32 protein-coding genes are annotated in these 26,404 nt (G+C 41.4%); 25 read left to right on the plus strand and 7 right to left on the minus strand.

Features of this window, described 5'->3' with window-relative positions; translation table 11 throughout:
* Window positions 1–156 precede the first annotated feature (156 nt).
* Together pnpS and IGK63_RS04430 are read right to left on the minus strand one after the other, a co-directional pair.
* On the minus strand, window positions 157–1,887 hold the full coding sequence (pnpS, locus tag IGK63_RS04425; protein ID WP_016613838.1) for a two-component system histidine kinase PnpS: 1,731 nt from the start codon (window positions 1,885–1,887) through the stop codon (window positions 157–159).
* On the minus strand, window positions 1,887–2,591 hold the full coding sequence (locus IGK63_RS04430; RefSeq protein WP_016613839.1) for a response regulator transcription factor: 705 nt from the start codon (window positions 2,589–2,591) through the stop codon (window positions 1,887–1,889). Before IGK63_RS04430 ends, pnpS begins: the two co-directional genes overlap by 1 nt.
* A 150-nt stretch (window positions 2,592–2,741) precedes the next feature.
* Between IGK63_RS04430 and IGK63_RS04435 the strand changes: the two genes are divergently transcribed.
* The 4 genes from IGK63_RS04435 (at window position 2,742) to IGK63_RS04450 (ending at window position 5,575) form a co-directional block, all read left to right on the plus strand.
* Window positions 2,742–3,215 carry a DUF523 domain-containing protein gene (locus IGK63_RS04435; RefSeq protein WP_016613840.1) on the plus strand — a complete coding sequence of 158 codons (474 nt, stop codon included), beginning with the start codon at window positions 2,742–2,744 and terminating at the stop codon, window positions 3,213–3,215.
* Entirely contained in the window at window positions 3,205–3,543 is a 339-nt protein-coding gene (locus IGK63_RS04440) for a putative DNA-binding protein (RefSeq protein WP_005228897.1), read from the plus strand. The genes IGK63_RS04435 and IGK63_RS04440 overlap by 11 nt, the downstream gene beginning before the upstream one ends.
* 14 nt (window positions 3,544–3,557) lie before the next feature.
* Window positions 3,558–4,976, plus strand: coding sequence for a signal recognition particle protein (gene ffh / locus IGK63_RS04445; RefSeq protein ID WP_016613841.1), 1,419 nt, complete (start codon window positions 3,558–3,560; stop codon window positions 4,974–4,976).
* A gap of 398 nt (window positions 4,977–5,374) precedes the next feature.
* Entirely contained in the window at window positions 5,375–5,575 is a 201-nt protein-coding gene (locus IGK63_RS04450) for a CsbD family protein (RefSeq protein WP_008377398.1), read from the plus strand.
* Window positions 5,576–5,621: 46 nt separating this feature from the next.
* Here IGK63_RS04450 and IGK63_RS04455 read toward each other — a convergent pair whose 3' ends face one another.
* From IGK63_RS04455 to IGK63_RS04465, 3 genes are read right to left on the minus strand one after another with little or no spacing between them, the layout of a single operon-like run.
* Window positions 5,622–6,782, minus strand: coding sequence for an ABC transporter permease (locus IGK63_RS04455; RefSeq protein WP_429972446.1), 1,161 nt, complete (start codon window positions 6,780–6,782; stop codon window positions 5,622–5,624).
* A 12-nt stretch (window positions 6,783–6,794) separates the two neighbouring features.
* Complete coding sequence (locus IGK63_RS04460; protein ID WP_016613842.1) at window positions 6,795–7,676, minus strand: ABC transporter ATP-binding protein; 882 nt, start codon at window positions 7,674–7,676, stop codon at window positions 6,795–6,797.
* Window positions 7,673–8,059, minus strand: a complete 387-nt coding sequence (locus IGK63_RS04465) for a GntR family transcriptional regulator (RefSeq protein ID WP_429972447.1) — start codon at window positions 8,057–8,059, stop codon at window positions 7,673–7,675. Before IGK63_RS04465 ends, IGK63_RS04460 begins: the two co-directional genes overlap by 4 nt.
* Window positions 8,060–8,159: 100 nt before the next feature.
* On the opposite strand from IGK63_RS04465, the gene IGK63_RS04470 reads away from it, so the two are divergent.
* Entirely contained in the window at window positions 8,160–8,738 is a 579-nt protein-coding gene (locus IGK63_RS04470; RefSeq protein WP_016619836.1) for a DNA-3-methyladenine glycosylase I, read from the plus strand.
* 6 nt (window positions 8,739–8,744) lie between these two features.
* The gene (locus IGK63_RS04475; protein ID WP_034872479.1) at window positions 8,745–9,278 is read left to right on the plus strand and encodes a dihydrofolate reductase family protein; all 534 of its coding nucleotides are present in this window, start codon (window positions 8,745–8,747) and stop codon (window positions 9,276–9,278) included.
* Window positions 9,279–9,361: 83 nt separating this feature from the next.
* Here the strand turns inward: IGK63_RS04475 and IGK63_RS04480 are convergent, their stop codons facing one another.
* Window positions 9,362–9,913: an NADPH-dependent FMN reductase gene (locus tag IGK63_RS04480; RefSeq protein ID WP_016613846.1), complete on the minus strand. Its 552-nt coding sequence runs from the start codon at window positions 9,911–9,913 to the stop codon at window positions 9,362–9,364.
* A 254-nt stretch (window positions 9,914–10,167) separates the two neighbouring features.
* Here IGK63_RS04480 and rpsP point away from each other — a divergent pair, with 254 nt between their 5' ends.
* The 15 genes from rpsP (at window position 10,168) to IGK63_RS04555 (ending at window position 20,569) form a co-directional block, all read left to right on the plus strand.
* On the plus strand, window positions 10,168–10,443 hold the full coding sequence (rpsP, locus tag IGK63_RS04485) for a 30S ribosomal protein S16 (protein ID WP_005228917.1): 276 nt from the start codon (window positions 10,168–10,170) through the stop codon (window positions 10,441–10,443).
* An 11-nt stretch (window positions 10,444–10,454) separates the two neighbouring features.
* Window positions 10,455–10,700 carry a KH domain-containing protein gene (locus tag IGK63_RS04490; protein ID WP_005228918.1) on the plus strand — a complete coding sequence of 82 codons (246 nt, stop codon included), beginning with the start codon at window positions 10,455–10,457 and terminating at the stop codon, window positions 10,698–10,700.
* Between the two features lie 112 nt (window positions 10,701–10,812).
* Window positions 10,813–11,070 carry a hypothetical protein gene (locus tag IGK63_RS04495; protein ID WP_005228919.1) on the plus strand — a complete coding sequence of 86 codons (258 nt, stop codon included), beginning with the start codon at window positions 10,813–10,815 and terminating at the stop codon, window positions 11,068–11,070.
* Between the two features lie 86 nt (window positions 11,071–11,156).
* The gene (locus IGK63_RS04500; protein WP_429972448.1) at window positions 11,157–11,981 is read left to right on the plus strand and encodes a hypothetical protein; all 825 of its coding nucleotides are present in this window, start codon (window positions 11,157–11,159) and stop codon (window positions 11,979–11,981) included.
* A 155-nt stretch (window positions 11,982–12,136) separates the two neighbouring features.
* On the plus strand, window positions 12,137–12,661 hold the full coding sequence (rimM, locus tag IGK63_RS04505) for a ribosome maturation factor RimM (RefSeq protein ID WP_005237231.1): 525 nt from the start codon (window positions 12,137–12,139) through the stop codon (window positions 12,659–12,661).
* Window positions 12,651–13,397, plus strand: a complete 747-nt coding sequence (gene trmD, locus IGK63_RS04510; RefSeq protein ID WP_005237230.1) for a tRNA (guanosine(37)-N1)-methyltransferase TrmD — start codon at window positions 12,651–12,653, stop codon at window positions 13,395–13,397. Before rimM ends, trmD begins: the two co-directional genes overlap by 11 nt.
* 166 nt (window positions 13,398–13,563) lie before the next feature.
* Entirely contained in the window at window positions 13,564–13,911 is a 348-nt protein-coding gene (gene rplS, locus IGK63_RS04515) for a 50S ribosomal protein L19 (RefSeq protein WP_002357176.1), read from the plus strand.
* A 775-nt stretch (window positions 13,912–14,686) separates the two neighbouring features.
* A complete protein-coding gene (gene adhP / locus IGK63_RS04520) occupies window positions 14,687–15,700 on the plus strand; it encodes an alcohol dehydrogenase AdhP (protein ID WP_008377614.1) in 1,014 nt (337 codons plus the stop codon).
* 95 nt (window positions 15,701–15,795) lie between these two features.
* Window positions 15,796–16,515 (plus strand): AraC family transcriptional regulator, encoded by a 720-nt coding sequence (locus IGK63_RS04525; RefSeq protein ID WP_176285408.1) that lies wholly within the window; start codon window positions 15,796–15,798, stop codon window positions 16,513–16,515.
* A gap of 267 nt (window positions 16,516–16,782) precedes the next feature.
* Entirely contained in the window at window positions 16,783–17,187 is a 405-nt protein-coding gene (locus IGK63_RS04530; RefSeq protein WP_429972449.1) for a VOC family protein, read from the plus strand.
* A gap of 191 nt (window positions 17,188–17,378) precedes the next feature.
* Complete coding sequence (locus tag IGK63_RS04535) at window positions 17,379–17,804, plus strand: Rrf2 family transcriptional regulator (RefSeq protein ID WP_429972450.1); 426 nt, start codon at window positions 17,379–17,381, stop codon at window positions 17,802–17,804.
* A 135-nt stretch (window positions 17,805–17,939) separates the two neighbouring features.
* Window positions 17,940–18,590: an NAD(P)H-binding protein gene (locus IGK63_RS04540; protein WP_082741566.1), complete on the plus strand. Its 651-nt coding sequence runs from the start codon at window positions 17,940–17,942 to the stop codon at window positions 18,588–18,590.
* Window positions 18,591–18,756: 166 nt separating this feature from the next.
* Window positions 18,757–19,218: a GAF domain-containing protein gene (locus IGK63_RS04545; RefSeq protein ID WP_008377623.1), complete on the plus strand. Its 462-nt coding sequence runs from the start codon at window positions 18,757–18,759 to the stop codon at window positions 19,216–19,218.
* A 181-nt stretch (window positions 19,219–19,399) separates the two neighbouring features.
* Complete coding sequence (locus tag IGK63_RS04550; protein WP_005237217.1) at window positions 19,400–19,627, plus strand: hypothetical protein; 228 nt, start codon at window positions 19,400–19,402, stop codon at window positions 19,625–19,627.
* 168 nt (window positions 19,628–19,795) lie between these two features.
* A complete protein-coding gene (locus IGK63_RS04555) occupies window positions 19,796–20,569 on the plus strand; it encodes a hypothetical protein (protein ID WP_218193508.1) in 774 nt (257 codons plus the stop codon).
* 81 nt (window positions 20,570–20,650) lie between these two features.
* On the opposite strand, the gene IGK63_RS04560 is transcribed toward IGK63_RS04555, so the two are convergent.
* A complete protein-coding gene (locus IGK63_RS04560) occupies window positions 20,651–20,989 on the minus strand; it encodes an antibiotic biosynthesis monooxygenase family protein (RefSeq protein ID WP_422708651.1) in 339 nt (112 codons plus the stop codon).
* Between the two features lie 711 nt (window positions 20,990–21,700).
* On the opposite strand from IGK63_RS04560, the gene IGK63_RS04565 reads away from it, so the two are divergent.
* The 4 genes from IGK63_RS04565 (at window position 21,701) to IGK63_RS04580 (ending at window position 26,356) form a co-directional block, all read left to right on the plus strand.
* The gene (locus IGK63_RS04565) at window positions 21,701–23,362 is read left to right on the plus strand and encodes a peptide ABC transporter substrate-binding protein (RefSeq protein WP_429972451.1); all 1,662 of its coding nucleotides are present in this window, start codon (window positions 21,701–21,703) and stop codon (window positions 23,360–23,362) included.
* 183 nt (window positions 23,363–23,545) lie between these two features.
* Window positions 23,546–24,619, plus strand: a complete 1,074-nt coding sequence (locus IGK63_RS04570; protein ID WP_429972452.1) for a dipeptide epimerase — start codon at window positions 23,546–23,548, stop codon at window positions 24,617–24,619.
* A gap of 21 nt (window positions 24,620–24,640) precedes the next feature.
* The gene (locus tag IGK63_RS04575) at window positions 24,641–25,519 is read left to right on the plus strand and encodes a C40 family peptidase (RefSeq protein ID WP_196044231.1); all 879 of its coding nucleotides are present in this window, start codon (window positions 24,641–24,643) and stop codon (window positions 25,517–25,519) included.
* A 69-nt stretch (window positions 25,520–25,588) separates the two neighbouring features.
* A complete protein-coding gene (locus IGK63_RS04580) occupies window positions 25,589–26,356 on the plus strand; it encodes a serine hydrolase (protein WP_144330723.1) in 768 nt (255 codons plus the stop codon).
* The last annotated feature ends 48 nt before the right edge of the window (window positions 26,357–26,404 follow it).

Below are 26,404 nucleotides of genomic sequence, written 5' to 3' on the forward strand. Positions count from 1 at the left end.
GGACGAAGAAGGAGGAATCTCCTTCTTTTTTTATTTAAACAATCAAGAAGATACTATCGGATGGCACTTCATCTAGTGGGGAATACCAACTAAAAATGATTACAAAAACAGCCGATAACCTTTATTCACCTGTTATCGGCTGTTTTTTATCAATAATCATCTTTTTTCATGAAGCGGCAAAGTCACCGTAAAGGTAGAACCAATTTTAGGGAAACTGTCAACCTTGATGCTGCCGCCTAATAATTTGGTATAGTCTTTGACGATAGCCAGCCCAAGTCCAGTGCCGCCAGAATTGCGAGCACGGGCTTTGTCCACCCGATAAAACCGCTCAAAAATCCGTTCTTGATCTTCTTCATCGATGCCGATGCCTTGATCCTGCACTTGAAAAAGCAGCTGGTCATCTTGCTCGGAATAGGATAATGTGATGACACCACCAGGTTTTGAATAGGTGACCGCATTTTCAACTAGATTTTTTACGATGGGCTGCAGCAGCTCTTTTTTGGTAGATAAAATGAATTGTTCGGGTCCTTCAAATTGAAAGGTCAATTGCTTCTTAACAGCTGCGGGACCATAGGTTTGAACGACTTGTTGCAGCAGCTCAGAAAAGTTGATCGGTTGGTCGACATACTGGAAAGAATCACTGTCTTGAGACAATTGGATGATATCTTGTATTAGATTTTTCAAGCGATAAGCATCTTTTTGAATGATCTCTAAGAAGGTCTGCAACGTTTCAGGGTCTTCTTTGGCGCCATCCAGCAGTGTTTCAGTAAACCCAATCAAGGAAGTTACCGGCGTTTTTAATTCATGGGAAACATTGCCGACAAAATCTTTTTGCATCTTTTCTAATTGTCGGATGCGTGTCAAGTCATAAGAAATACCAATCAACTGGTTTTCTTGGAAGCTTCGCAAGGTAACATCTAAGACTTTTGAACGTTCCCCACTAAGGGTGGTTTCCGCATGGAAAATAGGGGTCTCGTCGTTAAATTGATAGATCAACTGGATCAATTGTGTGTCATGGATCACTTCAGTAAAAGGTTGCGGTAAGATCGGTGCGGTTTCCATCCCTAGCTGTTCTTGCATCGTCGGATTCAACAGCAGCAGTTGATTTTCTTCATTGATGATAAAGACACCGATCATCAGTTCACTGAGCAAGCCGTACAGTTGCTGTTCAGAAGCCGCATAGGCACGATAGGTCTGGCTCATTTGCTCGCTCAGCTGATTAATCAGTTGATACAACTCATCATGTTCAGGGGTTTCTTGCATAATGATTGCTTGTTGATCGGGCGAGGTGATCATTTTTTTTACGACGGGCAGAATCGTTTGGATCGGCCGATTTCGCTGGCGCAAGGTATGGAAAATCAATAGGCTGATCAAAAAGCAAAAAACAAGATAGACAATCAAGATCGACTGCTTGATTCCTTCATTTTTTGCAAAAAAAGCCGCGGTCGGTTCGGCGATTCGCAAGATTTGAGTCAAGTTTCCATCCTCTTTGACAGGAATCGCCACGTAAAGCAATTCTTCATGCAAGGTGTCGCTTTCCCGCAGCGATTGACCGACGGAGCTTCCGCGCAAAACGGCTTGGACTTCTGGACGATTGGAGCGGTTTTCATGCAGTGTATGATCATAGGTATCGAAAATGATCTGACCTTGGTCATCTAACAAAGTGATGCGACTATTGCTATCTTCAACATAGGTATCCGCAAACTGTTCTAAGGCCGCGGTTTGATTATCTGATAGATTCAAAAATACGGTGGCTTTCTCTTGGAGAAAAGCCACTTGCTGGGCAATGACTTGCTGACGGTAAAAACTGCTTAGAACTTGCCAGCACAGGAAAAAAATCAGCAATAGACCGATCGACCATAAACCATAGCCATAGCGTTTTTTCATTAGACTGGCTCCTGAAATTTATACCCGAATCCCCGAACCGTTACTAAGTATTCCGGCCGTTTTGGATCAGCTTCCAATTTTTCTCTTAAATGACTGATGTGAACATCCACGATTCGACTTTGTCCATCAAAGTCGAAGTTCCAAATGCGATTGAGCAAGGTATCGCGATCGATTACGCGGCCTTTTCGTTTCATAAAGTAAACTAGCAGCTCGAATTCTTTTGGCGTTAGGAAGATTTTCTCACCATTCACACTGACTTGGAAATTCGTCAGGTCTGCTTGGATCCCACCGACTTGCAGAATCTCTGCAGGTTGATCTTCTTCTCGTGTTTGTTGACGGGGTTCTAAACGACGGAAGATGGCTTTCATTCTAGCTAATACCTCTCTAGGACTGAAAGGCTTCGTCAAATAGTCATCGGCGCCGATCTCTAAGCCTAAGATCCGATCGATTGGATCATCTTTTGCGGTCAAGACGAGGATCGGGGTCTCGATTTTTTCTTGACGCAATTTCTTCGTGATCTCGATGCCGTCCATATTCGGCAGCATGACATCTAAGATGATAAAGTCAAAAGGCTTAGACAAGGCTAATTCGTAGGCTTTTTGACCATCTGAGGCGGAAACGACTTGATAGCCCTCTTTTTCTAGATTAAAGGTTAAAAGTGTGACGATGGAAGGTTCATCATCGACAACGAGTATTTTTTTCATGGCAAACTCCTTTAGCTTCTTTTTTTCAAGAAACGATTAAATTTCAACGAACAAGTCCTATTTTAGCATGAATAGACAATTGGTACTATTGCAACCACTAAATAAATGCTATAATAAAGGACGATTTCATAGGAAAGCTGAGGGTGCTATATGATCGGAATCAGTGCGTGTCTAGGCGGTGTACTTTGCCGTTATGATGGAAAACACCAAGCAGTGCCACCATTGATCGAACTGGTAAGAGCAGGTCAAGCAATGATGGTTTGTCCAGAAGTTCTTGGCGGCTTGCCGATCCCACGGGAACCGGCCGAAATCGTTGGTGGCGATGGGGTGGACGTTTGGGCGCAACGAGCGAAGGTCGTCACCATCTCAGGGGAAGACGTGACCGAACAGTTTACTACCGGCGCGAAAATTGCTTATCAAAAATTACAAGAGCAAGGCATCACTCAACTGATCCTAAAAGAGAAAAGTCCCTCTTGTGGCAGTCAGATGATTTATGATGGCAATTTTACTGGAATCAAAAGAACAGGGATCGGTGTCGCTTGTGCGTATTTTCGGCAACAAGGCATGACTGTTTTGTCCGATGTCGAATGGCTTGCAAAACAGGAGGAAGCAAATGGAAATTGAAAAGACCAATCGCATGAATGCGTTGTTTGAGTTTTATTCCACGTTATTGACAGAAAAACAGATGAATTACATGGAATTGTATTACGCAGATGATTTTTCTCTAGGAGAAATCGCTGAAGAGTATCAAGTAAGCCGTCAAGCAGTCTATGACAACATCAAACGCACCGAACGTATTTTAGAAGACTATGAAAAAAAACTACATATGTTTTCGGACTATATCATGCGGGAAGACTTGCTGGATCAGCTAAGCGAGTATACGAAAACTCACTATCCAAAAGACGAAACCTTACAGGGGTTTATTCAACAGCTCCAAGAAATTGAAGAATAAAGGAATGAAAAAAAATGGCATTTGAAAGTTTAACTGAACGCCTCCAGCAGGCAATGAGCAAACTGCGCAGAAAAGGAAAAGTATCTGAAGCAGATGTAAAAGAAATGATGCGTGAGATTCGTCTAGCTTTATTAGAAGCCGACGTCAATCTGCAAGTTGTGAAAGAGTTTACCAAAAATGTCCGTGAACGGGCAGTTGGGGTAGAAGTATTAGAAAGCTTATCTCCAGCGCAACAGATCGTTAAAATCGTTGACGAAGAATTAACCAAAACGTTAGGATCAGAAACAGTTGGGATTGAAAAATCACCAAAGATCCCAACGATTATCATGATGGCTGGTCTGCAAGGGGCAGGGAAAACCACCTTTGCTGGGAAATTAGCCAATCACTTGATCAAAACCGAAAACGCACGTCCATTAATGATTGCCGGTGACGTGTACCGTCCAGCCGCGATCGACCAATTGAAAGTATTAGGTCAGCAATTGAATGTACCTGTTTTCGATATGGGAACTGATGTCAGTCCAGTTGAAATCGTACGCCAAGGATTGGCTTTGGCGCGGGAAAAGAAAAATGACTATGTCTTGATCGATACAGCAGGTCGTTTGCATATCGATGAAAACTTGATGGAAGAGCTAAAACAAATCAAGGACTTGGCACAGCCAAATGAAATTTTACTGGTAGTGGATGCGATGACAGGACAAGATGCTGTCAACGTGGCGGAAAGCTTCAATCAACAACTGGGGATCACAGGGGTAGTCATCACCAAACTAGATGGCGATACTCGTGGCGGTGCGGCATTGTCAATTCGTCAAGTTACTGGCGCTCCAATCAAGTTCACTGGTACCGGTGAAAAATTAACCGACCTTGAAGTATTCCATCCAGATCGGATGTCTAGTCGGATTCTCGGTATGGGTGATATGCTGACTTTGATCGAAAAAGCACAGCAAGATTACGACGAGAAAAAAGCAGAAGAACTTGCTCAAAAAATGAAGGAAAACTCCTTCGACTTCAATGACTTTGTTGAACAGATCGATCAAGTCATGGGCATGGGCCCAATTGAAGATCTTTTGAAAATGATTCCGGGAATGAGCCAAATGCCTGGCATCGAGAACGTCAAAGTTGATCCAAAACAAATTGCCCGTCAAAAAGCCATGGTTTATTCCATGACACCAGCAGAACGTGAAAATCCTGATTTGTTAAATCCAAGCCGTCGTCGCCGGATTGCCGCCGGTTCTGGCAACAGTGTCGTCGAAGTCAACCGCATGATCAAACAATTTAAAGAATCCCGCAAAATGATGCAGCAAATGAGCAAAGGGAATATGAACATTCCTGGCATGGATCAAATGTTTGGCGGCGGTGTCAAAGGGAAACTTGGAAAAATGGCCATGAATCGTATGGTCAAAAAACAAAAGAAGAAAAAGAAAAAACGCAAATAATCGTTTAACGCTGATAGGAACTAAGAACCGAACCTTCTCTTAGGGTACAATTAAAAAAAACATGACCTGAAAAGACACCAAATCGAGAAGCTGTACCTCCTGATTCTAGCAGCTGCAGCTCCTCAGATTGCCTTCTTTCAGGTCATGGTTTTTTTATGTTCACAGTGTCCTCTTTAAATGAACTCCTTCAAAGTACATCAAATAGAACATCTAAAGAACATCCCTTTTTATAGAGAAAGCCAGCTTTCTACTGAATATCCTAAATCGTCCAAGAGTCAAAAATAGCGAAGAACTATCGTTGCGGACAACTCAAAGGATAAGATAGAAGCAGAACATTCGTGCTTTCTGGCAAATGATGCTACTATTAATTTATAGCAAGTATGAAAGGAGTTTTTACGATGACAAACAAGGATCGCATTGAAGGAAAAGTAACCGAAACAAAAGGGAAACTTACAGGAGATGACTCCGAGGAGTTAAAAGGGAAAACCCAAAATAAATATGGGAAAGCCAAAGATAAGGTTGAAGATTTTGCGGATGATGTTTCTCGCAAAGTAAATGACTTCTTTGACAAAAAAGACGACGACAAACCTAAACATTAAACATAAAAGCGTCCCGGCAACAATTTCTTGTTGTAGGGACGCTTTTTTAAATATTGCTGACCTGTTTGTTTTTTCGTTTGTACCACCAATTCATCAGTGCTTTAGGATAGACAAGCAATAAACTGATGAATAAGCAAGCAACCAGCAACAAGCCAAGCCGAAGGATGATGTTCCAAAGACTGACATCATACCCCTCATAGAGATCACGGTAAAAAATTTCTAGCGGGTAATAAGAAATCATGGATAGATAGAACCAGGTTCCTAAAGAAAGCAGCCAATAAACCGGGGCGCGCAATTTAGGGATCGTTAAATAATCACCGTCATTTTCTAAAGAAATTTTCGAGAACACTTTTTCGGCAGCAAGAATCAGCAAGCCGCTCAAACCGAGGTAAAGGAGCAGTAGCCACCAAGGATAGACATATCCTTGCGGCCAATCGATCCACGTTTGAAAAGGAAGCAGAAAATCCCCATGACCAAGAAATACAAAACTAAAAAACTCGCGGGTACATTGGAAAAAGCTATACCCCATTGTTCCTAGAGAAAGAGTGAAGAACACCGACAGCACGCCAGTAAACAGATTCCCCAGTAAAACGCCCAACAAGATGCCGACAGCAAATACGAGTAGATTCGTTGCCAAAGTACTAAGGGCGGAAAGCAGCACGTCTTGAAGCGGCACAGCGAGATAGCGAGCCGGGATCATTGTGTATTCGATCAGGATATGACCTAACAGGCCCAACACTAAACAAGCGGTCAAGGGTAAGCCGATAAAAAGCAGTTTCTTTCGAAAGACGTGCTTTCTGCTAAAGGGTAAAGCAAATAAAAAGCGATTGAAATTGGTGCGGCCATCGACAAAAAAGGACAAAAAGCCCCAAATAAACAGGAAGACAATCACAAATTGATTCATGGTGGTCATATACGGGCGATTGTAATAAAAATCATCTGAGTACTCTTTGTTGATTGTCAATACCGTATCGCGGTACTCTGCTGCCGAATCAAAGTAAACCGGGGTTTCACCGTTGTAGCTTTTGACATAGTATTCTCGATTTTCGTTAAAATCTTTGATAAATTCCTCAGATGCCAAATAACGTTCTTGCTGGTGCCAAGAATTTTGTGATTGCCAGCCAGCACTAAGATACATGAAGAGCACGACAAAACAAAAACCGATCAACAGCTTACCGTAGCGTTCTTTAAATATATTGCTTAACATCGTTTTCCACCTCTATCCTTCCACCAATGCTTCTTGTCGTAAATTTGCTTCAAACAGATCTTCCAAAGTCAAAGGTAATTCTTCGAAAACCAAAGGATCAAGTTGCTGGATCTCAGCCGCCAGCTCCTCTGTGTAATTGTCAAACAAAGCAGTCAAGACTCGACCTTGTTTTTGAATCAGCTTGGAGTGCTGCTTGATAAGGGGAGGAATCAGTTTGCTGCGAAAGACGAGTTGGAGTTTGCGAGATTGTTCGCGAATCGTTTCCAAACGGTAGTCTCCTTCAATCGTTTTCCCTTTGATCAACAAGGCACGATCAATAATATGTTCTAATTCATTTAGATTATGAGAAGCGATTAAGGCGGTACGATTCGACTCGCTGAGGCTTTCCAGCAATAATCCAATCACTTTTTTACGGACGATCACATCAAGCCCATCAAAAGGTTCGTCTAACAGTAAGAACGTCGCATTTGAGGCGATCGCAAGAATCATTTTATAAAGACCTTGCATACCTTTTGACATCCGTCGGTAGGAAAGCGTCAGAGGAAGACCGTGACTTTGCATCAATTCTAAGTAAAGATTCTGATCGAAATTTGGATAAGCAAGCCGATAAAATTGATTGAGCTTTTTCAAAGAGTAGGCCGAAAGAAAGTTTTCTTTTTCATCAATATAAAAAAGTTGTTCTTTTAATTGCGGATGCTGATCCAGGCGTTGGTTATCGATGGAAATCTCCCCATCATCTAGTAAATAATGCCCAGCAATCGTCCGAAACAACGTGGTTTTCCCAGAACCATTGCGGCCGATTAATCCTACGAGCTCTCCTTTTTCCAAAGAGAAGTTCACGTTTTCTAAGACAATTGTTTGTTCCATTTTCTTGGTCACATGCTCGATCTTCACTGTGGATCGCCTCCTAACTCTTGTTCAAAGCCATTCATCCAATCGCTCAGCTCACGCATGCTGATCTGTAAATGGCGTGCTTCGATCACCAATTCTTTCAAACGTTCTTTCACTTGTAAGATCCGAATCTCATCGCGTGGCAGATCCTCAGTAACTTTCACAAAGGTGCCTTTTCCTTTGATGGACACAAGTACTTGCTCATTTTCCAATACTTTGTAGGCTTTGCTGACGGTATTTGGATTCATCAACAGGCGCTTGGCCATTTCACGAACCGAAGGTACTTGGTCTCCGGCGATTAGAACACCGTTCAGAATATCTTCTTTGATACTTAAAACCAATTGCTCATAGTAAGGTTTGCTGCTGGCTTTGTTAATGCGAACCACAAAATCAGCTCCTTTCATTTATGTGTACTAGTATACGTAGTACACTGGTGGAAGTAAAGTCATTTATGATAAAATAAACAAAAAGGAGCTGATGAGGACAATGGAGCGATGTGAATGGGCCAACAGTACACCAGCAATGCAGGAGTATCATGATACGGTATGGGGAAAACCTGAGTATGAGGATCAGCAGTTGTTTCGAAAACTGGTGTTAGATATGAATCAAGCAGGATTGAGCTGGCAAACGATTTTAAACAAGATGGCGAATTTCGATGCAGCATACGATCAGTTTAATATCATAAAAGTAGCGAACTATACGGAAGAAAAAGTGGAAGAACTGATGATGAATCCAGGAATCATTCGCAATCGACGAAAGATTGAAGCAGCGATCATCAATGCCCAAGAAGTTTTAAAAATCCAGCAAGAATACGGCAGTTTCTCCGCATTCTTGTGGCGATATGTCAATCATGAGCCAGTCATCAATGAATTTCAGCAGCAATCCGATGTACCGACCCATTCGGAAATCTCCGATCAGCTAGCAAAAGACTTGAAAAAGCGAGGCTTTAAATTTGTCGGAACGACAACTATTTACGCGTTTATGGAAGCGGTCGGCATGGTTAATGATCACTTAGTCACTTGTGTTTGTCGAAGGTCAGAAGCAATCGTAAAAATAAAGGAGTGAGCCTAATTGGGAAAAGTGGTATTTTATGGTGCAATCAGCCTCGATGGCTATTTAGCAGGTATGGAGGATCAACTGGACTGGCTGTTTCAAACTGATACCGGTGTTGCAACGACCTATGAAGCATTTTTTTCAACCATCGACGCGACCGTGATGGGAAGAAAGACCTATCAAGAAGCAAAAAAACTGATGGATGATGGACTGCTATATCCTGAAAAGACCAACTATGTTTTTTCTCGTACCCGAAAAGAGCCGCTGCCGGATGCAACCCTAGTGTCAACGGATCCAGTTGCATTTGTTTCAGCATTAAAACAAGAGGAAAACGTATGGGTAGTAGGTGGGGGTTCCTTATTAAAACCATTGCTGGAAGCTGATTTGATCGATGAATGGTTTATTCAAATCGCGCCGGTGTTTTTAGGAGAGGGCAAGCGACTGTTTGAACCGGGGGATTATGCGAGACGCTTGACGTTTGTTGAAACAAAACAGATGGGGGAACTGACAGAACTTCATTTTGTCCGAAAGTCTGTGTCAGGCAGCGAGTAAAAAGCGCAAACGATTATTCTTCACAGTAAAAAGACCAAGAAACTCAGTGCCGAGTTTCTTGGTCTTTTTGTTTGGATTCTTAATTAGTTGAATCGTTGAAAGAGTTCAATATATTTTGCAATGATCGTTTCAAAGAAGCTTACTGTATCTGGGTTGATTTCGTTGTTTTCATCAATCAAGTTGGTGATTCCACCGATATAGGCTTCTGGTTGTTGTAGAGTAGGCATATCCAAAAAGACTAATGATTGACGTAGGTGATGGTTTGCACCAAACCCAGCGATCGCTCCTGGAGAAACGCTGACAACCAAAGCTGGTTTGCCACCCCAACTGCTAGCACCGTAAGGACGAGAACCAACATCTAATGCATTTTTCAATGCTGCAGGAACAGAACGATTGTATTCTGGTGTAAAGAAGAAGACCCCGTCAACGGCGCTTAATGCTTCCCGAAATGCTGTCCATTCAGCAGGAACTTTTCCTTCAACTTCCAAATCTTCATTGTAAAAAGGCAAGTTGCCGATTTCGATGAAAGATGCTTCAAAACCTTCTGGTAATAATGATGCGAATTTTTTCGCTACGAGTTTATTAAATGATCCTTCCCGTAAACTGCCGACGATAAAACCAATTTTTTTTGTCATGTAAATTTCCTCCTTGTTGTTTTCTACTCATTAAGCTTACCAAAAGTAAGTGGATGGTGCAAATAAAACGATTTGACTTTAAAAAGTTTCTCTATTACTAATGATACGCGTCCTGATTCATTCTGGCAAAAGATAACCATGCTTAGAAAATAAGAAAGAAGAAACTTTTTTTAGCTGTAAAGAAAAAACTCTTTACACCATCGAAAAAACCTGTTAAACTAGCTCTTGTGATTAAATCAATGGAGGTGTAAATAATGGCAGTAAAAATTCGTTTAAAACGCATGGGTTCTAAAAAGAAACCTTTTTACCGTATCGTCGTAGCAGATTCACGTTCTCCTCGTGACGGACGTTTCATCGAAACAGTTGGTACTTACAATCCTTTACTAGACCCAGCTGAAGTGACAATCAAAGAAGATTTAGTTCTTGATTGGTTATCTAAAGGTGCGCAACCTTCAGATACAGTTCGTAACATCCTTTCTAAAGAAGGCGTTATGAAAAAACACCACGAAGCAAAATTCACTAAGAAATAAGGTGACTTTGGATGAAAGATTTGCAAGAATTAGTCTTAACGATCGTTTCACCACTTGTTACCAAACCTGAGGATATCAAGCTTGAGTTGGTAGAGTCAGATGATTTCTTGGAATATAATCTTACTGTGGCACCAGAGGATATTGGTCGTATCATCGGTAAACAAGGTCGGGTTGCCAAAGCAATTCGAACAATCGTTTACAGTGTACGGACAAATGGACCAAAAAAAGTTCGTTTGAATATCATTGATGGTAAATAAGCAAGAATGAAAAGCATTTCTCTTTGAGGAATGCTTTTTTTGTAAAATTCATGCTTAAGATGGAGGACAAAAAAAGGTGGTTTTGAGATAATCAAAAGGAGGAGGTGCTTGTATGTCTCAACTAATCGCATGGATCGTCGTTCTTTTGATCCTCGTCTTTATTTATAAAATTGGTTCTTTTCTTTGGCGAACGCTAGGGATCTTGTTGTTGCTCTTTTTAATTTGGGTCTATCGTGAGGAGATCATGACGCAATTGAACCAATGGACACAAAACTTTCGTTGGGGCGACCTATCGACGATCGCCAATCAAGTTTGGCAATGGATCAAGGATGGCTTTCAATCACTGCAAAATTGGGTGACAAATCTTTAAAAAATCAACAAAAAAATGACAGACAATCTGACTTGTTTGTCATTTTTTTTATTGAGGGGTATTCTTTGTATAAGGAGGGGAACATCATGAAAAAAGAACTAGGATTATTCGTTACGCTGCTGACGATGGGCGCCTTAGCTGGCTGCAATAATCAACAGGAACCAGAAACCAGTCAAGCCAGTAGTGCCGAAACAACAGCGACGAGTATGGTGGAAAGTACCCAAACGCAAGCAAGTAGTCAATCAGAAACAAGTCAATCAAGTACGTCTTCTAGTCAGGCGGCTTCTAGGGATTCTTCAAACACGAATAGTACTGCAGATATCTACGCTCAAATACAAGCGGCATTCCCTGATCTTGTCTTGCCCAAGGACATTCCACTTGCTTCAGGTAAAGTGTTGAATGCGGCCACAGCTGGCAGTCAGTCCGATGCTTCGATTCTTTATTATGGACTTGATAAGCAGCTGCCTCTCAATGACAAGGCTTTGAACGAGGAAACACCGATTGCTGCTTTTCAATCAAAAGACTATCAATCAGCGGATGAAGCTGCTGCAGCGGTCAATGTAACAGCTGATGATGGCGGACAAGCCGTTGATCTCGGATATGGCATTACTGGGCATATGCAAGGAGCTGCTGGCTCCAGTTATTTGAGCTGGCAAGAAGGAAATTGGTCATTGACTGTTCGAGCAGTCAATCAAGAGGAACAAGATCCAGTTCCGGTTGCCAAAGAAGTGGTAGCGTATCTGGAAGAAGCTATGCTCCCAGCGCCTGATGTCGGTCAAATCACTATCGATATGGGAAAAAATGACCATACAGCAACTACAGTGGTTTGGCAACAAGAAAAGACCCTTCGAACGGTGCAACATCAAGATGCACGTTCAGCATTGAAAATGGCCGTTTCTATGAATCAATAAGGTTCATATTAGGACAATGCCCCTTTGATCAAGCGTCGAAGGGGCATTTTTCGCGCGATGATTTTGAGGAAAACATGGGGCGCTAGGAAACGGCTAGAATTCGCTACTTTGCTATGCTAAAATAGAACAGAAGTTAGAAGAAATGGGGAACGAACGTGACAGAATATTTAAACGTAGGAAAAATCGTCAATACACATGGAATCCGTGGAGAAGTACGTGTGATATCACAAACGGATTTTCCAGAAGAACGCTACCGTAAAGGGGCCGAATTGACACTTTTTCGTGAAAATAAAGAGCCAATAACATTGATTGTTTCAGGTCATCGCAAACACAAAAACTTTGATTTAGTGACGTTTGAGGGCTATCCCAATATTAACGATGTTGAACCGTTTCGTAACGGCATTTTAAAAGTTACCAAGGATGATTTGGTGGATTTAGCAGAAAATGAGTTTTACTACCATGAAATTATTGGTCTGGAAGTCGTCGAAGAAGATGGCACAATCATTGGTAAAGTCAAAGAGATCCTTTCACCAGGTGCCAATGACGTTTGGGTCGTTCAACGAAAAGGGAAGAAGGATGCCTTGATTCCTTATATCGAGTCGGTTGTCCACACGATCGATCTTGAAAATGGTCAGGTCACTGTGGAAATCCCAGAGGGGTTGTTAGACGATGAGAATTGATGTATTGACACTATTTCCGCGAATGTTCGAAGGTCCTCTAGGAGAATCGATCATTGGCAAAGCAAGGGAAAAGGGACTGTTAGAAATCAACGTCTCAAATTTCCGTGACTATTCCGACAACAAACATCAAACAGTGGATGACTATCCTTATGGTGGCGGAGCAGGAATGTTATTAAAAGTCCAACCTGTCTATGACAATATCAAAGCGATCGAAGAAGCAGCACCAGAAACGAAGAAACGCGTGATCCTTTTAGACCCAGCGGGGAAACCTTTTGATCAAAAGATGGCAGAAGAATTTTCTACCGAAGAGCACCTCGTCTTCATTTGTGGTCATTATGAAGGATACGATGAACGAATCCGTTCATTGGTCACTGATGAAGTGTCACTGGGAGATTACGTCTTGACTGGCGGCGAATTGGGTGCAATGGTCATGATCGATGCGACGGTCAGACTATTACCAGAAGTTTTAGGCAATCAAACCTCCGCACAAACCGATTCTCATTCCACTGGTTTATTAGAACATCCGCAATATACACGTCCAGCAGAGTTTAAAGGCATGAAAGTACCAGAAGTTTTGATGAATGGCAATCATAAATTGATCGAGCAGTGGCAATTAAAAGAATCATTGCGCCGCACCTTTCAGCGCCGACCTGATATGCTAGAAAATTATCCGTTGACGGAAGAAATGCAGAAGCTTTTAAAAGAAATTGAAGAAGAAGCGAAAGCTGGTAACTAAAATAGTGCCAGTTTTTTTGATATTCTGCGCGATGACAAGAAAATTCTCTTTACAGCCTGTGGTCGACTGTGGTAAGATGTTTCAGTGAGTGTAAACTCAACTATTACGATGTTCCGCTGGAGCTTTCATGCTTTAAGAATGTTTGGGAATAAGGAGAATGATAAACATGAATCCATTGATTCAAGAACTAACTCAAGAACAATTACGTACTGACATCCCAGCTTTCCGTCCTGGGGACACTGTTCGCGTTCACGCGAAAGTTGTCGAAGGAACTCGCGAACGTATCCAGTTATTTGAAGGTGTTGTTATCAAACGCCGCGGTGCTGGTATCAGCGAAACTTATACAGTTCGTAAAGTATCAAACGGTGTAGGTGTTGAACGTACCTTCCCATTGCACACACCACGTGTTGCACAAATCGAAGTTGTTCGTTACGGTAAAGTACGTCGTGCAAAATTGTACTACTTACGTGCATTACACGGAAAAGCAGCTCGTATCAAAGAAATTCGTCGTTAATCATTTATTATCAGATGAAGCAAAAGCCCTTGATTTCAAGGGCTTTTTTCTTTTGTCTGAGGTGACAAAAACTTTCTATTCGTTGTGATAAAATCATGAAACGACTATAAGAATAGGAGGGGATCATTGCTGCATACCACTGGGTAAACTTGTATTTTGATGGGAACAGTCGTCTGAGTGAAACACAATGCCATCGACTGAAACTTTTTGTGGTCATTTATCGGCTATCCGATAGTGACAGATTGCAGGTTGAAGATTGTTTGATCGATCACCTTTCAGCATTATTTGCTTTTATGTGCAGAGAAGGAGAAAAAGGGAGTGAAAATTGTTAGGAAAACACTGATGAGGGACATCACGTTAAATACCAATATGAAACTCAGTGCCTGAAAGAAAATAAATCGTAAATCACCGAATTGATAAAAAAAGGATTAGAGAATAATGGGGAAGACCAAGATTACATGTTTATGTAATTTCCTCTTGATAGGTTTTATTAAAACTTTTGTTATTTATATGATGATTTTTTTTCGTTTTTTTAGTCCTTGTAGTTTATGGAATTTGAAATCTAAGAAAAAAACTTGAATTATTTCATTATTTTTTTCTCATAAATGATTACAGAAAAAAAGCAATATATTCCCCTTTTTTTGATGGTTTCTATGGTAACCTTCTCGATAGGGAACTTTCTTTTATCTAGCTATTGCTGACCTCTTCGTGTTAGTTAATTACTTCACAAATAAAAGAAAGTTCTTTATTTAAATGAATTGAAAGAGGTGTCTTTATGAAAGCAGCTGTAGTATCAAACGATAAGGTTGTAAAAATTGAGGAAAAAGAATTGAGAGCGCTTCGTCCGAATGAAGCATTATTGAAAATGGAGTGTTGTGGTGTCTGCCATACGGACTTGCATGTAAAAGATGGTGACTTCGGAGATGCATCTGGAATCGTACTTGGACACGAGGGAATCGGTAGAGTGGTCGCGATCGGTGATGATGTTACTTCTCTAGCAATCGGTGACCGTGCAAGTGTCGCTTGGTTATATGAAAGCTGTGGATCATGCGAATACTGTGTGAACGGGAATGAATCATTATGCCGTTCCGTTAGAAACGCCGGATATTCTGTAGATGGCGGTATGGCTGAAGAGTGTATCGTTGTAGCTGACTATGCAGTGAAGGTACCAGAGGGCTTAGGTTCTGCTGAAGCCAGCAGCATTACTTGTGCAGGTGTAACCACATATAAAGCGGTAAAAGTTTCTGACATTAAACCAGGTCAATGGATCGCGATTTATGGTTTAGGAGGATTAGGAAACCTAGCCTTGCAATATGCAAAAAATGTCTTTAATGCAAAAGTGATTGGGATTGATATCAACGAGAAACAATTGGACTTTGCAAGAGATCATGGCGCTGACCTTGTGATCAATCCTGCGAAAGAAGATGCGGCAAAAATTATTCAAGAAGCAACCGGCGGCGCACATGCAGCTGTAGTAACAGCTGTTTCAAAAGCAGCCTTCAATTCTGCTGTCGATGCCGTTCGTGCGGGCGGTACGATTGTAGCGGTTGGTCTTCCACCAGAAAGCATGGACTTGAACATTCCTCGACTTGTATTGGACGGTATTAAAATCGTCGGTTCCCTTGTTGGAACACGGACTGATTTAGCAGAAGCTTTCCAATTCGCAGCTGAAGGAAAAGTCGTTCCTAAAGTTGTCATGCGTCAGTTAGAAGAGATCAATGATATTTTTGATGAAATGCTTTCAGGAAAAATCAAAGGGCGAATGGTCATTGATTTTCAAGAGAAATAAATAGAAAAACCAACGGGTGAATTTTAAACGAAGGAGAAGATTTCGTGTGTAACTTATTGATCATTGATAGCAAAGAGCATGGAGCAGTTAACGATATGATTCGTTTGATCGATCGTCATTTTCCGAATGTCATCTTGCTTCCGACGGTTTGTTCAAAAAAAGCGCTTCAGCGTACCTGTCTTGAGCAGCCGGTTGAAATTGCAGTGATTAATGCGGATGGCGAAGAGGACTCTTTTGAATTATATAAAGTATTGCTTTCATTTTGCCCTAATGCAAAAGCAATTTTGTATTCTGCTGTAGAAAGTTTTGCTACCGCTCAAAAAGCGTTGCGTTACGGCTTGATTGATTACTTGGTCGAACCGATCACAAATGATTTTGTTTATGCATTGGATCGGGGAATTCAATCCATCAATCAGATTTCCTTGCTACACATCGAGAAAAATAATGAGGCTTCTCCTTCGCTTTCTTTAAGACATAAGATATTGCGCTATATTCATGAAAATTATAGAGAACATATTACGTTAGATACTTTAGCAGATCACCTGCATTTAAGCCGGTATCACACCAGTCGTTTGATCAAGAATACATTAGGAATGACCTTTTCATTGTACTTGATGATTTATCGTATTGAAGTTGCCAAAAAAGAACTATCAACAAGTGATCGATCAATCAGTGAAATCTCTGTCAGAGCAGGATTCAATGATCCAAATTATTTTAGTAAGAAATTTAAAAAAGCAACTACTTATACGCCAAAAGAGTATCGAAAAATTTATCGTGGGAAAGCTACCGTGATCGATTCAAGACTTGAGCTTTAAGTATTGAAAAAAACAGATCAGCTTGCAGTTGAATTGATTAGCGAAAAAATGGCTTCTATGCGATGCGTATCTGGTTACTTTTCCATAGATGATAAAAGCAAAAGGCCTTTCATGCAAAGGTTTTTTTGCTTGGAAAAACGAGTTTTGAATGAGCTGATAGAAATCAACGGCGTAGGATAAGGTCTGATGTTTTTGTGAATCCAACGATAGATGCTATAATGAGAGCGGATTCATCAATACAACTTATCAAAGAAAAGAGGCAAGAAAATGGCGAATAAAATGGTGTTTATAAATTTGCCTGTCACTGATATCAAACGCGCAACCTCCTTTTATGAAGCGTTGGGATTTGTCAAAAATGAAGAGTTCTCAAACGAGACTAGCAGCGGAATGGTTTGGAGTGAATCGATTTGGATAATGTTGTTAGAACATGAGTTTTATCAACAGTTTCTGAATGGCAGACGTATTGGGGATACGAAGAACACGAGTAGTGCATTGATCGCGTTTAGCTTTGATACGCCAGAAGAAGCGAAGAATTTTGCGAAGATTGCAGAAGAAAATGGCGGCCAATCGTTCCAAGTTGACATGGGGATTCCAGAAGACATGATGGTCGGCTATGAAATCGTTGATCCCGATGGCAATCAGCTTGAATCAGCATGGATGAATGGCTATTAGCAAAGTGATCGTTTAAATAAAAAGTAAAAAAGTGGTTCAGTATGCAGTTCCTTCAAGAAGTTAGGCTTTTGTGCTAACTTTTTGAGGGCTGTTTTTTTTGACGGGATTCTTGAGTTTTGTAAGATTGATCAGTCCCCTTTGTCTAAATGCTAAAAAAGAGGTATGATACAAGAAAAAGGAGTGGAGACGAAGTGAAATATTCAACCAAATACAGCGACGCCATTCACATCCTCGCTTACATCCACCTCTTTAAAGGAACTGATTTATCAAGTGATCGGATCGCCCAGAGCGTTGAAACGAATCCTGCTTATGTTCGCCGGATTATGAGTGATTTACGGGTTGCTGGATTGATCGAAAGCCAAAGAGGAAAACCAAACCCTAAACTAACGAAGGACCCAAATGAGATTTCTTTGTTAGACATTTATGCGAGTGTTGAAAAAGATCACCATCTTTTACATGCAGACAAAAAAACCAACCCCAACTGCTTAATTGGGGGGAATATTCAAGGGGTATTAGAAGAAACCTATGATGTGCTGCAAAAGAAAATCGAGCAGGAGATGAGTGCCATCTCGTTGCAATCAATCATTGAAGGCATTCGAGGAGAAGCCAAACAGTAGATTGAACGGACACAACACAGTAAAAAGAACTTTCACCTGCTAAGCAATTTCTTGACAGGAAAGAAAGTTTCTTTTATACTCTAGTTGTAACTTGATTAGTAACAACTGTTTTAGTCAAACAAAAGATGAGGAAGGATGATTATCATGAAAATCGGTGTTATTGGCGCAACAGGAAATGCAGGTTCAGCTATTTATCAAGAAGCAGTACAGCGAGGACATGAGGTGACTGCTATCGTTAGAAATGAAGCTAAAGCCAAAGAACAATTTGGTGATACAGTCAAAACACTTACAAAAGATGCTTTTTCGTTAACAGAAGGAGACCTCGACGGGTTTGACGTATTGGTCGATGCGTTTGCGACAAGTCCTGACCAAGCGTACTTGCATGTGGATCTGGCAGCAAAATTAGTGCACCTGTTTCGAGAAAAGAACACACGCTTGTTCTTCATTTTAGGAGCTGGCAGCCTGTTCAACGAAGCGGGTGAACGCAATCTTACCGAATTGAAAAAAGCCCCAGGAAGTGAAAGCTGGATCGCGATCCCAGAAAATCAGTTAGATGAATATCTCTTTTTAGAAACCGTCAAAAATGTTCATTGGGTCGGGATTTCTCCAGGGAATCTATTTCAAGAGGGACCAGCTAAACCAGCGATTTTAGGCAAAGATCACTTGCTTTTCAACGACCAAAAGAAATCAGTAACTTCCAGCGGTACGTTAGCCAAAGCAATTCTTGATGAAATTGAAACAGTGCAACATGAAAATACTCGTTTTACTGTGATTGATGCAGAGTAGGTTCAACAAATGATTGACCCAATCGATCAGAATCGATAGCTGCATAGGTTGGCAATTAGACTTTTTCAGGCAACTTCTTTTTTCACAATTTTTGTTTCCAATACCCAATAATTTAGACAAGACAAATCCTCTGTCTTTGCTTATAATCAAGGACAGAGGTGATAAAATGAATAAAAAAATCGAAGCGTATGAATTGATGCTTCTGCAATTAAAAGGGTTGCTAGAAGCGGAGAGTAATTGGATCGCCAACCTAGCCAACTCTTCTGCTTTACTGAATGAAACATTGGAAGATACAGTGTTTGCCGGCTATTATTTGTTTGAAGAAGGCGAACTGATTTTAGGTCCATTCCAAGGAAGAGTCTCTTGCACCAGAATCACATTAGGCAAAGGGGTTTGTGGGGAATCAGCAGAGAAAAAAACCACATTGATCGTACCCAATGTCAAAGAACATGAAAATTATATTTCTTGTGACTCAGCAGCGATGTCTGAAATCGTAGTTCCCATGGTGGTTGATGATCAGTTGCTTGGAGTGCTGGATATCGATAGTGGAAAAACGAACAGCTATGATGCGATCGATCAGAAATATCTGGAAGAATTTGCTGCTTTATTGGTAGCAAGCCGTCAATAAAGTACTTTTTTTTTAATTTTAACTATAAAACAACATAATGTTTTTAAGTGGGGCGTTCATTGAATAATGAACGCTTTTTTTAGTTATTATTTAAAAATGTCGGGCATATTACTTTATTTAATTAAAATTAGATGATAAAATGATAATACAATTAGAAAAATGAGTTTTTAAGGAGAGAATTATGGAAGCAGAAACTATTGTATTAGGTAAAGCATATGAATGTAAACCAGTCGGCTTACAAAGCCGCGTGATCGGTGAAGTGGTCAGAAAAATGGAACGGTGTGTCGTATTAAATGTGATCCGCTACGATGGGATCGATCATGAAGATATCGAAGAACGTTGCGGACGAGTAGTTGCAAAATACAATGAGATCTATCAACCAGCGCTAGTTGAATGCTTTTTTAGCTGATCCATTGGTAATCACCCAATCAAAATAAAATGAAACCATGCATGTAAACCAATTCCCTTAAAAAAAGACTGTTTCTCAGAAGCAGTCTCTTTTTTGATTCTTAGACTCAGGTACCTAGCAAAAGAAGTGCTATAATAGGCGAGAAAACAACAGAAAGCAGGGAATAGGATGGAACTAAAAAAGACGATGGTTGAGGAACAGCAGTTGCTTTTTGAATGGCCGAATGAAGCAGGCCAACTGCAAATTGTTAAGGGAAGTTTAGCGCAAGTCAAAGAAAATACTGTGCTATTTTTTATCAAAGACGGCCAAATTTTCTCAGTAGCAGACGATAAAACCTTTGACGACCAGTTAGAATACGACCGCTTGATGATCCTCACACCACCTTGGGAGATCATGGCTCCTTACTTAGTAGCCTATTATCAAGAACAATATCAGTTAACCAATGGGTCCAAAGCATCCATCGGCATCCCACAAGAGTTGCAGCAAACCATTGCTGCTAGCGCAAAACCATTTGATCGATTTATCGATTTTCTTGGCTATGGATCTACGAGCAAAAAGACGACAAAAGAGGCAAAAAAAGGGGGCAAACCAAGACACAAATGGTCAAAAGAATTACAAGATGAACCCTTCATGGTTGACTATCAAGGAAGTAAAGCAAGGGTCTATTGGCAAAAACGCAACGAGGTTCGAATTGAAAAAGGCGCAATTTTGAGTCAAGAGATTCCCTTGAATAAAGACGGATCGGTTGGTTTTTCTGCTCGTTTAGCGGAAAAAATTCGGCAAGAAAACCAAGCGGCGATCAAAGAGGGACACACGATTGAAGACGTTGTATTAAAAAGTGTCAACGAGGTAGGCATGTTTCTTTACTATGGGGGCACCAATGGTTGGCTACAATTAAAAGATCAGCAAGGAAGAACCTTGAACGAGCGAACGGTGGAGTAGAATTGCCAAGAAGCACAGAAGAAAAAAGCGCCTCTCAAAATGCTCGATCAATCTTTGAGCGTTTGAGAGGTGTTCTTTTCATTAAATAGGAGTAGTAGGTTCTTCATTGATCAAGACAAATTCTTGACCGGTCTTGGACAAAACAAGGTTCGGTTTTGCAGTTCCTTCTTTTTCTGCTCGATACGCCTCTCGGTGCTTTTGCAAATGTTCGGGACGTTTTAACCAAGCTTGAAAGGCTTTTTTCTCAGTCCATTTTGACACCAACTGGAAAACGAGGCTGTTTTTTGATTCTGAAAACCATGCTTCAGCAGAGTGACAGCCAGCAAATGTTTTCATTGAGGCGGAATCTTTTTTCATTTTAGCAAGAAAAATGTCTTTACCTTCTGGAATGACTTCAAACGCAACGGTACGGATATACATGAAATTCCTCCTTTGACTCGGGACGATTTGGTTTAGTATAGCGCTAATTGAGAATGATTGTCAATTAGCTATGGAATCTTGTAATCTTTTTATCGATAGTCATTTTTTGATCAAATTCCTCAAAAGCCTTGAACAAATGAAAAAAGTACGTATAATTAATATACGTACTGAAGAGTCCGAAGAGTATTGGAGAAAATGGATACTTGGGGAAGTCTTTCTTTTCTCACGTGCAGTACTCTTCGTTTGTTTAGTGTACCACTCTCTTTTTAAAATAGATACGTTTATTTTACTTTCTGAGGAGATTTCTTTTGTTCCTTGAAGTGAAAGCCGAAAAAGTGGGAAGGTTCTGAGAAAGCACTATGAAGACAAAATTTGTGTCTTCTTTTTTTTTTGCGAAATGTTAGGAAAATAGTGGGAGTTTTTTTATCCATTTTTCTTCGAAATGATGTATAAGAGAGCAGCCAAAGTTCTGATCGCTAGGAGATCAGAACTTTTTTGTATGCTTTCTTGGAACTACTCCTTTCAACGATATTTAGCATGAAATCGCTCTTTTCTAATTTTTACATTCAGAAGAGCGCTTCTGACACAACTATGTAACCTCTTACATTTTTTGGTCGAGTTAAATTGACAGGCTGCATAAACATGCGGTAAACTCGGTACAACAAACAGAATTTTTTGAATTATCTGAATGTTAGAAGGGGATGAGTAGAAATGGGGAAACGTAGCAAATATGCAGTATCGCTTGTGTTACTAGGCAGCTTATTTTTAACAGCTTGTCAAAATCGCAATCAAGAAAACGAGACGGATTCATCAGCAGCTTCTTCTGTAGAGCAAGTGATCAATGTGCAATTTTCGGCGGAGATGGGCAGTGCCGATATTTCTTTAGCAACCGACTCTTATAGCTTTATTACTCTGAACAATGCTTATGAAGGCCTTTATCGCTTGGATGAGAACAATGTTCCAGTGATTGCCGGGGCAAGTGAAGAAGCTGAAGTCAGTGAAGATGGGCTGACCTACACCATTTCACTGCGGGAAGAGGCAAAATGGTCCAATGGCGATTCAGTTACTGCGGCTGATTATGTTTTTAGTTGGCAGCGAACAGTTGATCCAGCCACTGCTTCCAATTATGCCTATATGCTGGCACCCGTTAAAAACGCTGCCGCTATTTCAGATGGGACGCTAGATAAAAGCGAGTTAGGGATCGAAGCAGTCAATGATCATGAGTTGAAAATCACGTTAGAAAAACCAACACCTTACTTTTTATCTTTACTGGCTTTTCCAACCTTCTTCCCACAAAACGAACGTGTCGTGGAGGAATTTGGTGATCAATACGCCTTAACAAGTGAAAACGCGGCGTACAATGGACCATTCCTATTGACCAATTATGCTGGCCCAGGCACCGATATCCAGTGGTCATTGGAAAAAAATCCGGATTATTGGGATGCCGATTCAGTCAAACTTGAAACAGTTAATTTCGATGTCGTGAAAGACTCATCGACTGCTTATAACTTGTACGAAAGCGGACAAGCCGATGACATTATTTTAAGCGGTGAATTGGCGATGCAGAATGTGAATCATCCTGATTACATTGTTCAGCCTAGTGCAACCACTCAGTATTTAGAAATGAATCAAGCACCAGAAGATTCGCCTTTTCGAAATGCAAATTTGCGGCAAGCCATTTCTTATAGGATGAATCGGCAACAAATCGTTGAGAATATTTTAGGCAACGGCTCATTACCGGCTGTCGGTTTTGTTCCTTCTGACCTAGCCTTCAATCCAGAGACAAAAGCTGACTTTGTTGAGGATGCGGCAACCAAGTTAGCCTTTGACGAAGAAAAAGCCCAAGAGTATTGGGAAAAGGCCAAGGCAGAACTGGGTATCGATACATTGTCTTTTGAACTGCTGACCTCAGATACCGACCAATCGAAAAAAATGGCGGAATACATTCAAGGAACCTTGCAGCAAACACTGGATGGATTGACTGTCGAAGTCACAAACGTTCCTTTTTCTGTTCGTTTGGATCGTTCCAATAGCGGCGATTTTGAGATGGTCATGAACAATTGGATCGGGGACTATGCAGATCCAATCAACTTTTTGGAATTGTTCAAAAAAGACAGTTCCTACAATCGTGGGAAATGGCTAAATGATGACTACGACCAATTGATCGAACAAGCCTCCAATGAAAATGCCAACGACCCAGAAGCCCGTTGGGAAAATATGGTGGAAGCAGAAAAAATCTTAAATGAAGATTTGGGCGTTATACCGCTTTTCCAAAGTGCAGAAGCACATCTGCGGTCGCCTAAGATCAAAGGCCTCATCGTTCATAGTGTCGGTGCTGCCTATGATTATAAAAATGTGTTTGTCGAAGAATAAGTAAAAAAAAACAATTCTTTCATACATCTACCGACTGACGTAGTCAAACAGTACTGCAGAAAAGAGGAACGCCAAGCGTTCAGCAACTAGAGCAAGGAATAAAGCCGTTCTTTATCTAGCAGTGAAGAGGAATCATTCATTCCAGCTAGATAAGAACGGCTTTTCCTTTTGGGAGGAACACGAATGAAAATCACAGCAGTTGAAACGAAGCTAATTCCGATCCAGCTGAATGCACCGTTTAAAACGGCGCTCAGAAAAGTGCACGCCGTCGAAGTGATTCGAGTGCTGCTTTCTTTTGACAATGGGATCGTTGGCATCGGAGAAGCAGCACCTACCGAAGTGATCACCGGTGATACAAAAGAAAGTATTTTAACAGATATCGAAACTGTCTTTACCCCGTTCCTGTTAGGAAGAAAGGTAGATGCCCAATTGCTGGTAATGGATGAGCTTCATGCGTTGATCCAGCATCATACGAGCCCTAAAGCGGCGATTGATATCGCGTTGCATGATGCACTGGCAAAAGCGGCAAACTTGCCTCTTTACCGCTATTTAGGTGGTTCTGCCAATACACTGACAACCGACTATACGATCAGTGTTGGTTCACAGGAGCAGATGCTGCATGATGCCCAAGCGAAAATCCAGGCGGGATTTCGCTCCTTGAAAATCAAACTGGGAGTAGACGCGATCGAAGAGGAGGTTGCGAAAATTCGCCGCATCAATGAACGTTTGGCAGGAAAGATCCCCTTTCGAATTGATGCCAATCAAGGCTGGACCAAAGAAGAAGCGGTGCAGATTTTAGACCAATGGCAAGACATTCCGATCGAGTTTGTTGAGCAACCCGTCAAAGCCAATGATTTTGCTGGACTTAGCTATGTGACTGCTCGGACGACGATTCCGATCATGGCAGACGAAAGTCTTTTTTCCTATGAGGATGCCAAACGTTTGATTGCTGAAAACTGCTGCGATTATATGAACATTAAATTGATGAAAAGCGGCGGGATCAAAGAGGGACAAAAAATTTATCAATTGGCAAAAGAGCATCAAATGCCGGTGATGGTCGGTTCGATGATTGAAGGGTATGGGGGAATGGCTGCAGCCGCCCATTTTGCCTTGGGGATGGCGGATGTCCAATTTTATGATCTGGATGTTCCTTTTATGTGGGAGACCCAAACGACTTCCCCTGAAATGCAAGGGATTCTTCAGCGTCCAGGAAGCTTGAGCGTCACCGAACGCATCGGACTAGGAATCAACGAATAAACAGTTATGAGAGGAGCAAAGATGAAACAAATTGTTCAGGCTGGCTCTTCCTTCTTATGGAAGGAACCCAAAGAAAACAAAGTACTAGCAAAAATCAAAGCATTTCCTTTAGAAGCACTGCACACTTTTTTGACTGATGAAGATACGATGCGGCTTTATCAGGAAAGCTTAGTGGACTCCGAAGTATTATATGGGACGATTGTAGAAGTCATCGCCCAAACGGATCGTTGGTCCCATGTGATCGTCTTGGATCAAATAAGCAATAAACACCCACTCGGGTATCCGGGTTATCTGCCGAACGAGGTATTGAAGCCATTGTCACCAGACTATGCAACAGCCAAAAGAAGGATTGGTGTGATTGCAAAAGAAGCCGTGCTTGTTTTTGACTCGACCACACGACTTGTTTCTTTTGGAACAGTTTTACCACTTGTTGGGGAAACCGCAGATTCCTATCAAGTGGCTACGCCTAATGGACCAGCAACGATCGCTAAAGCTTTTGCTCACGTCCTATCGGACACATGGGCAAAGCTCCCAGAAAAAATAATAGCCTTGGCAGAACAATTTATAAACCAGCCCTATGTCTGGGCAGGCATTAGCGGCAGTGGCTTTGACTGTTCTGGATTCATGTATTCGCTGCATCGACTTCATGGTATTTTGATCCCCCGAGATACGATCGAGCAAGCACAACAAGCAAAGACTGTGCCTTACAGTCAGGCACAACCGGGGGATCTGCTGCTGTTTGCTTATGAAGAAGGAAAAGGCGAAGTCCATCATGTCGGTCTATATTTGGGGGATGACGAAATGATTCATTCAAGAACACCCGGATCACGGGTCATGAAAACCAAAATTACTGGCTCTAATTATGAACCAGAGCTCGCAGTTGTGGCGCGCTATTGGTAGAACCAACCGAATGAATCACAGGAATGCTCATGAACATTTTTTTCATGATCATAAGGAAAGGGGCATTTGATGGGAAAAGATGACTTGCGTGTAGCAATTGATCCTATTCTAAAAAACTACCAGGAAACGTTGGAAATGGGGGTATGGATCGGTACGCCAACGGAATGTCTTGTTGACTATCAGGGTCAAAAGTCGTTTTCGGCAGCGAGTATTAGTAAGCTTGTTTTGTACGCGTATTATCTTGAACAAATCATCGAAAAAAAGATCGATCCCCAACAGGTAATTTGTGTGAGCCCTGTTGATCTGACAGGGGGTGCTGGGGTGATCCGTCTTTTTCCTCAGAAGAAAGGTTGGACCATCAGTGAACTTCTCACGGCAATGATCGCCGTATCTGATAATACTGCGACCAATGTACTATTGGACTTAGTAGGGTTGCCCACGCTTCAGGCATGGATTCAGGAGCCGGAGATCCAATTTGAACGGTATATGATGCGACCGATCAAAGACAAAGAGAACCGCTTGACACCCTCGGTGGCTGCCAAACTGCTACTAAGGTGTGTGGAACGAGAAGAAGCTGCACTAGGATTTTCACCTTTAAATCAGCAGCAATTTCAAGATGGATTAGCGGGGAATTTTGCTGAAACTGCGCAGCCTTCTTGCCGCATTTTTAATAAGACAGGTCGTCTTGACCGCATCGAACACGATGTAGCATATTTGCAAGCCAATGAAACGACGATCATCATAGCGGCATTTTCCTATGATAAAGCCGGTAGTGGCCGAGGGATCAGTTGGCTAAGAGAAATTGGTCAAACAGTCTATCAGCAGTATTTTAAGTAAAATACGCTGCGTATCGAGTGCCTCTGAGTGAGGATCGATACGCAGCGT

Origin of the sequence: Enterococcus sp. AZ040 (genome assembly GCF_050499185.1) — a bacterium.
GTDB lineage: Bacteria > Bacillota > Bacilli > Lactobacillales > Enterococcaceae > Enterococcus_D > Enterococcus_D entomosocium.

Excerpts from the sequence above, each read along its gene's own strand:
- IGK63_RS04580 (WP_144330723.1), top strand. The coding sequence starts at position 25,589 with ATGGGAAAAGATGACTTGCGTGTAGCAATTGATCCTATTCTAAAAAAC.
- IGK63_RS04575 (WP_196044231.1), top strand. The coding sequence starts at position 24,641 with ATGAAACAAATTGTTCAGGCTGGCTCTTCCTTCTTATGGAAGGAACCC.
- IGK63_RS04450 (WP_008377398.1), top strand. The coding sequence starts at position 5,375 with ATGACAAACAAGGATCGCATTGAAGGAAAAGTAACCGAAACAAAAGGG.
- IGK63_RS04550 (WP_005237217.1), top strand. The coding sequence starts at position 19,400 with ATGGAAGCAGAAACTATTGTATTAGGTAAAGCATATGAATGTAAACCA.
- IGK63_RS04540 (WP_082741566.1), top strand. The coding sequence starts at position 17,940 with ATGATTATCATGAAAATCGGTGTTATTGGCGCAACAGGAAATGCAGGT.
- IGK63_RS04490 (WP_005228918.1), top strand. The coding sequence starts at position 10,455 with ATGAAAGATTTGCAAGAATTAGTCTTAACGATCGTTTCACCACTTGTT.
- pnpS (WP_016613838.1), bottom strand. The coding sequence starts at position 1,887 with ATGAAAAAACGCTATGGCTATGGTTTATGGTCGATCGGTCTATTGCTG.
- adhP (WP_008377614.1), top strand. The coding sequence starts at position 14,687 with ATGAAAGCAGCTGTAGTATCAAACGATAAGGTTGTAAAAATTGAGGAA.
- rplS (WP_002357176.1), top strand. The coding sequence starts at position 13,564 with ATGAATCCATTGATTCAAGAACTAACTCAAGAACAATTACGTACTGAC.
- IGK63_RS04470 (WP_016619836.1), top strand. The coding sequence starts at position 8,160 with ATGGAGCGATGTGAATGGGCCAACAGTACACCAGCAATGCAGGAGTAT.
- IGK63_RS04440 (WP_005228897.1), top strand. The coding sequence starts at position 3,205 with ATGGAAATTGAAAAGACCAATCGCATGAATGCGTTGTTTGAGTTTTAT.
- IGK63_RS04555 (WP_218193508.1), top strand. The coding sequence starts at position 19,796 with ATGGAACTAAAAAAGACGATGGTTGAGGAACAGCAGTTGCTTTTTGAA.
- ffh (WP_016613841.1), top strand. The coding sequence starts at position 3,558 with ATGGCATTTGAAAGTTTAACTGAACGCCTCCAGCAGGCAATGAGCAAA.
- IGK63_RS04530 (WP_429972449.1), top strand. The coding sequence starts at position 16,783 with ATGGCGAATAAAATGGTGTTTATAAATTTGCCTGTCACTGATATCAAA.
- rpsP (WP_005228917.1), top strand. The coding sequence starts at position 10,168 with ATGGCAGTAAAAATTCGTTTAAAACGCATGGGTTCTAAAAAGAAACCT.
- IGK63_RS04495 (WP_005228919.1), top strand. The coding sequence starts at position 10,813 with ATGTCTCAACTAATCGCATGGATCGTCGTTCTTTTGATCCTCGTCTTT.
- IGK63_RS04500 (WP_429972448.1), top strand. The coding sequence starts at position 11,157 with ATGAAAAAAGAACTAGGATTATTCGTTACGCTGCTGACGATGGGCGCC.
- IGK63_RS04430 (WP_016613839.1), bottom strand. The coding sequence starts at position 2,591 with ATGAAAAAAATACTCGTTGTCGATGATGAACCTTCCATCGTCACACTT.
- IGK63_RS04435 (WP_016613840.1), top strand. The coding sequence starts at position 2,742 with ATGATCGGAATCAGTGCGTGTCTAGGCGGTGTACTTTGCCGTTATGAT.
- IGK63_RS04545 (WP_008377623.1), top strand. The coding sequence starts at position 18,757 with ATGAATAAAAAAATCGAAGCGTATGAATTGATGCTTCTGCAATTAAAA.
- IGK63_RS04560 (WP_422708651.1), bottom strand. The coding sequence starts at position 20,989 with ATGTATATCCGTACCGTTGCGTTTGAAGTCATTCCAGAAGGTAAAGAC.
- IGK63_RS04480 (WP_016613846.1), bottom strand. The coding sequence starts at position 9,913 with ATGACAAAAAAAATTGGTTTTATCGTCGGCAGTTTACGGGAAGGATCA.
- IGK63_RS04525 (WP_176285408.1), top strand. The coding sequence starts at position 15,796 with ATGATTCGTTTGATCGATCGTCATTTTCCGAATGTCATCTTGCTTCCG.
- IGK63_RS04455 (WP_429972446.1), bottom strand. The coding sequence starts at position 6,782 with ATGTTAAGCAATATATTTAAAGAACGCTACGGTAAGCTGTTGATCGGT.
- IGK63_RS04570 (WP_429972452.1), top strand. The coding sequence starts at position 23,546 with ATGAAAATCACAGCAGTTGAAACGAAGCTAATTCCGATCCAGCTGAAT.
- IGK63_RS04565 (WP_429972451.1), top strand. The coding sequence starts at position 21,701 with ATGGGGAAACGTAGCAAATATGCAGTATCGCTTGTGTTACTAGGCAGC.
- trmD (WP_005237230.1), top strand. The coding sequence starts at position 12,651 with ATGAGAATTGATGTATTGACACTATTTCCGCGAATGTTCGAAGGTCCT.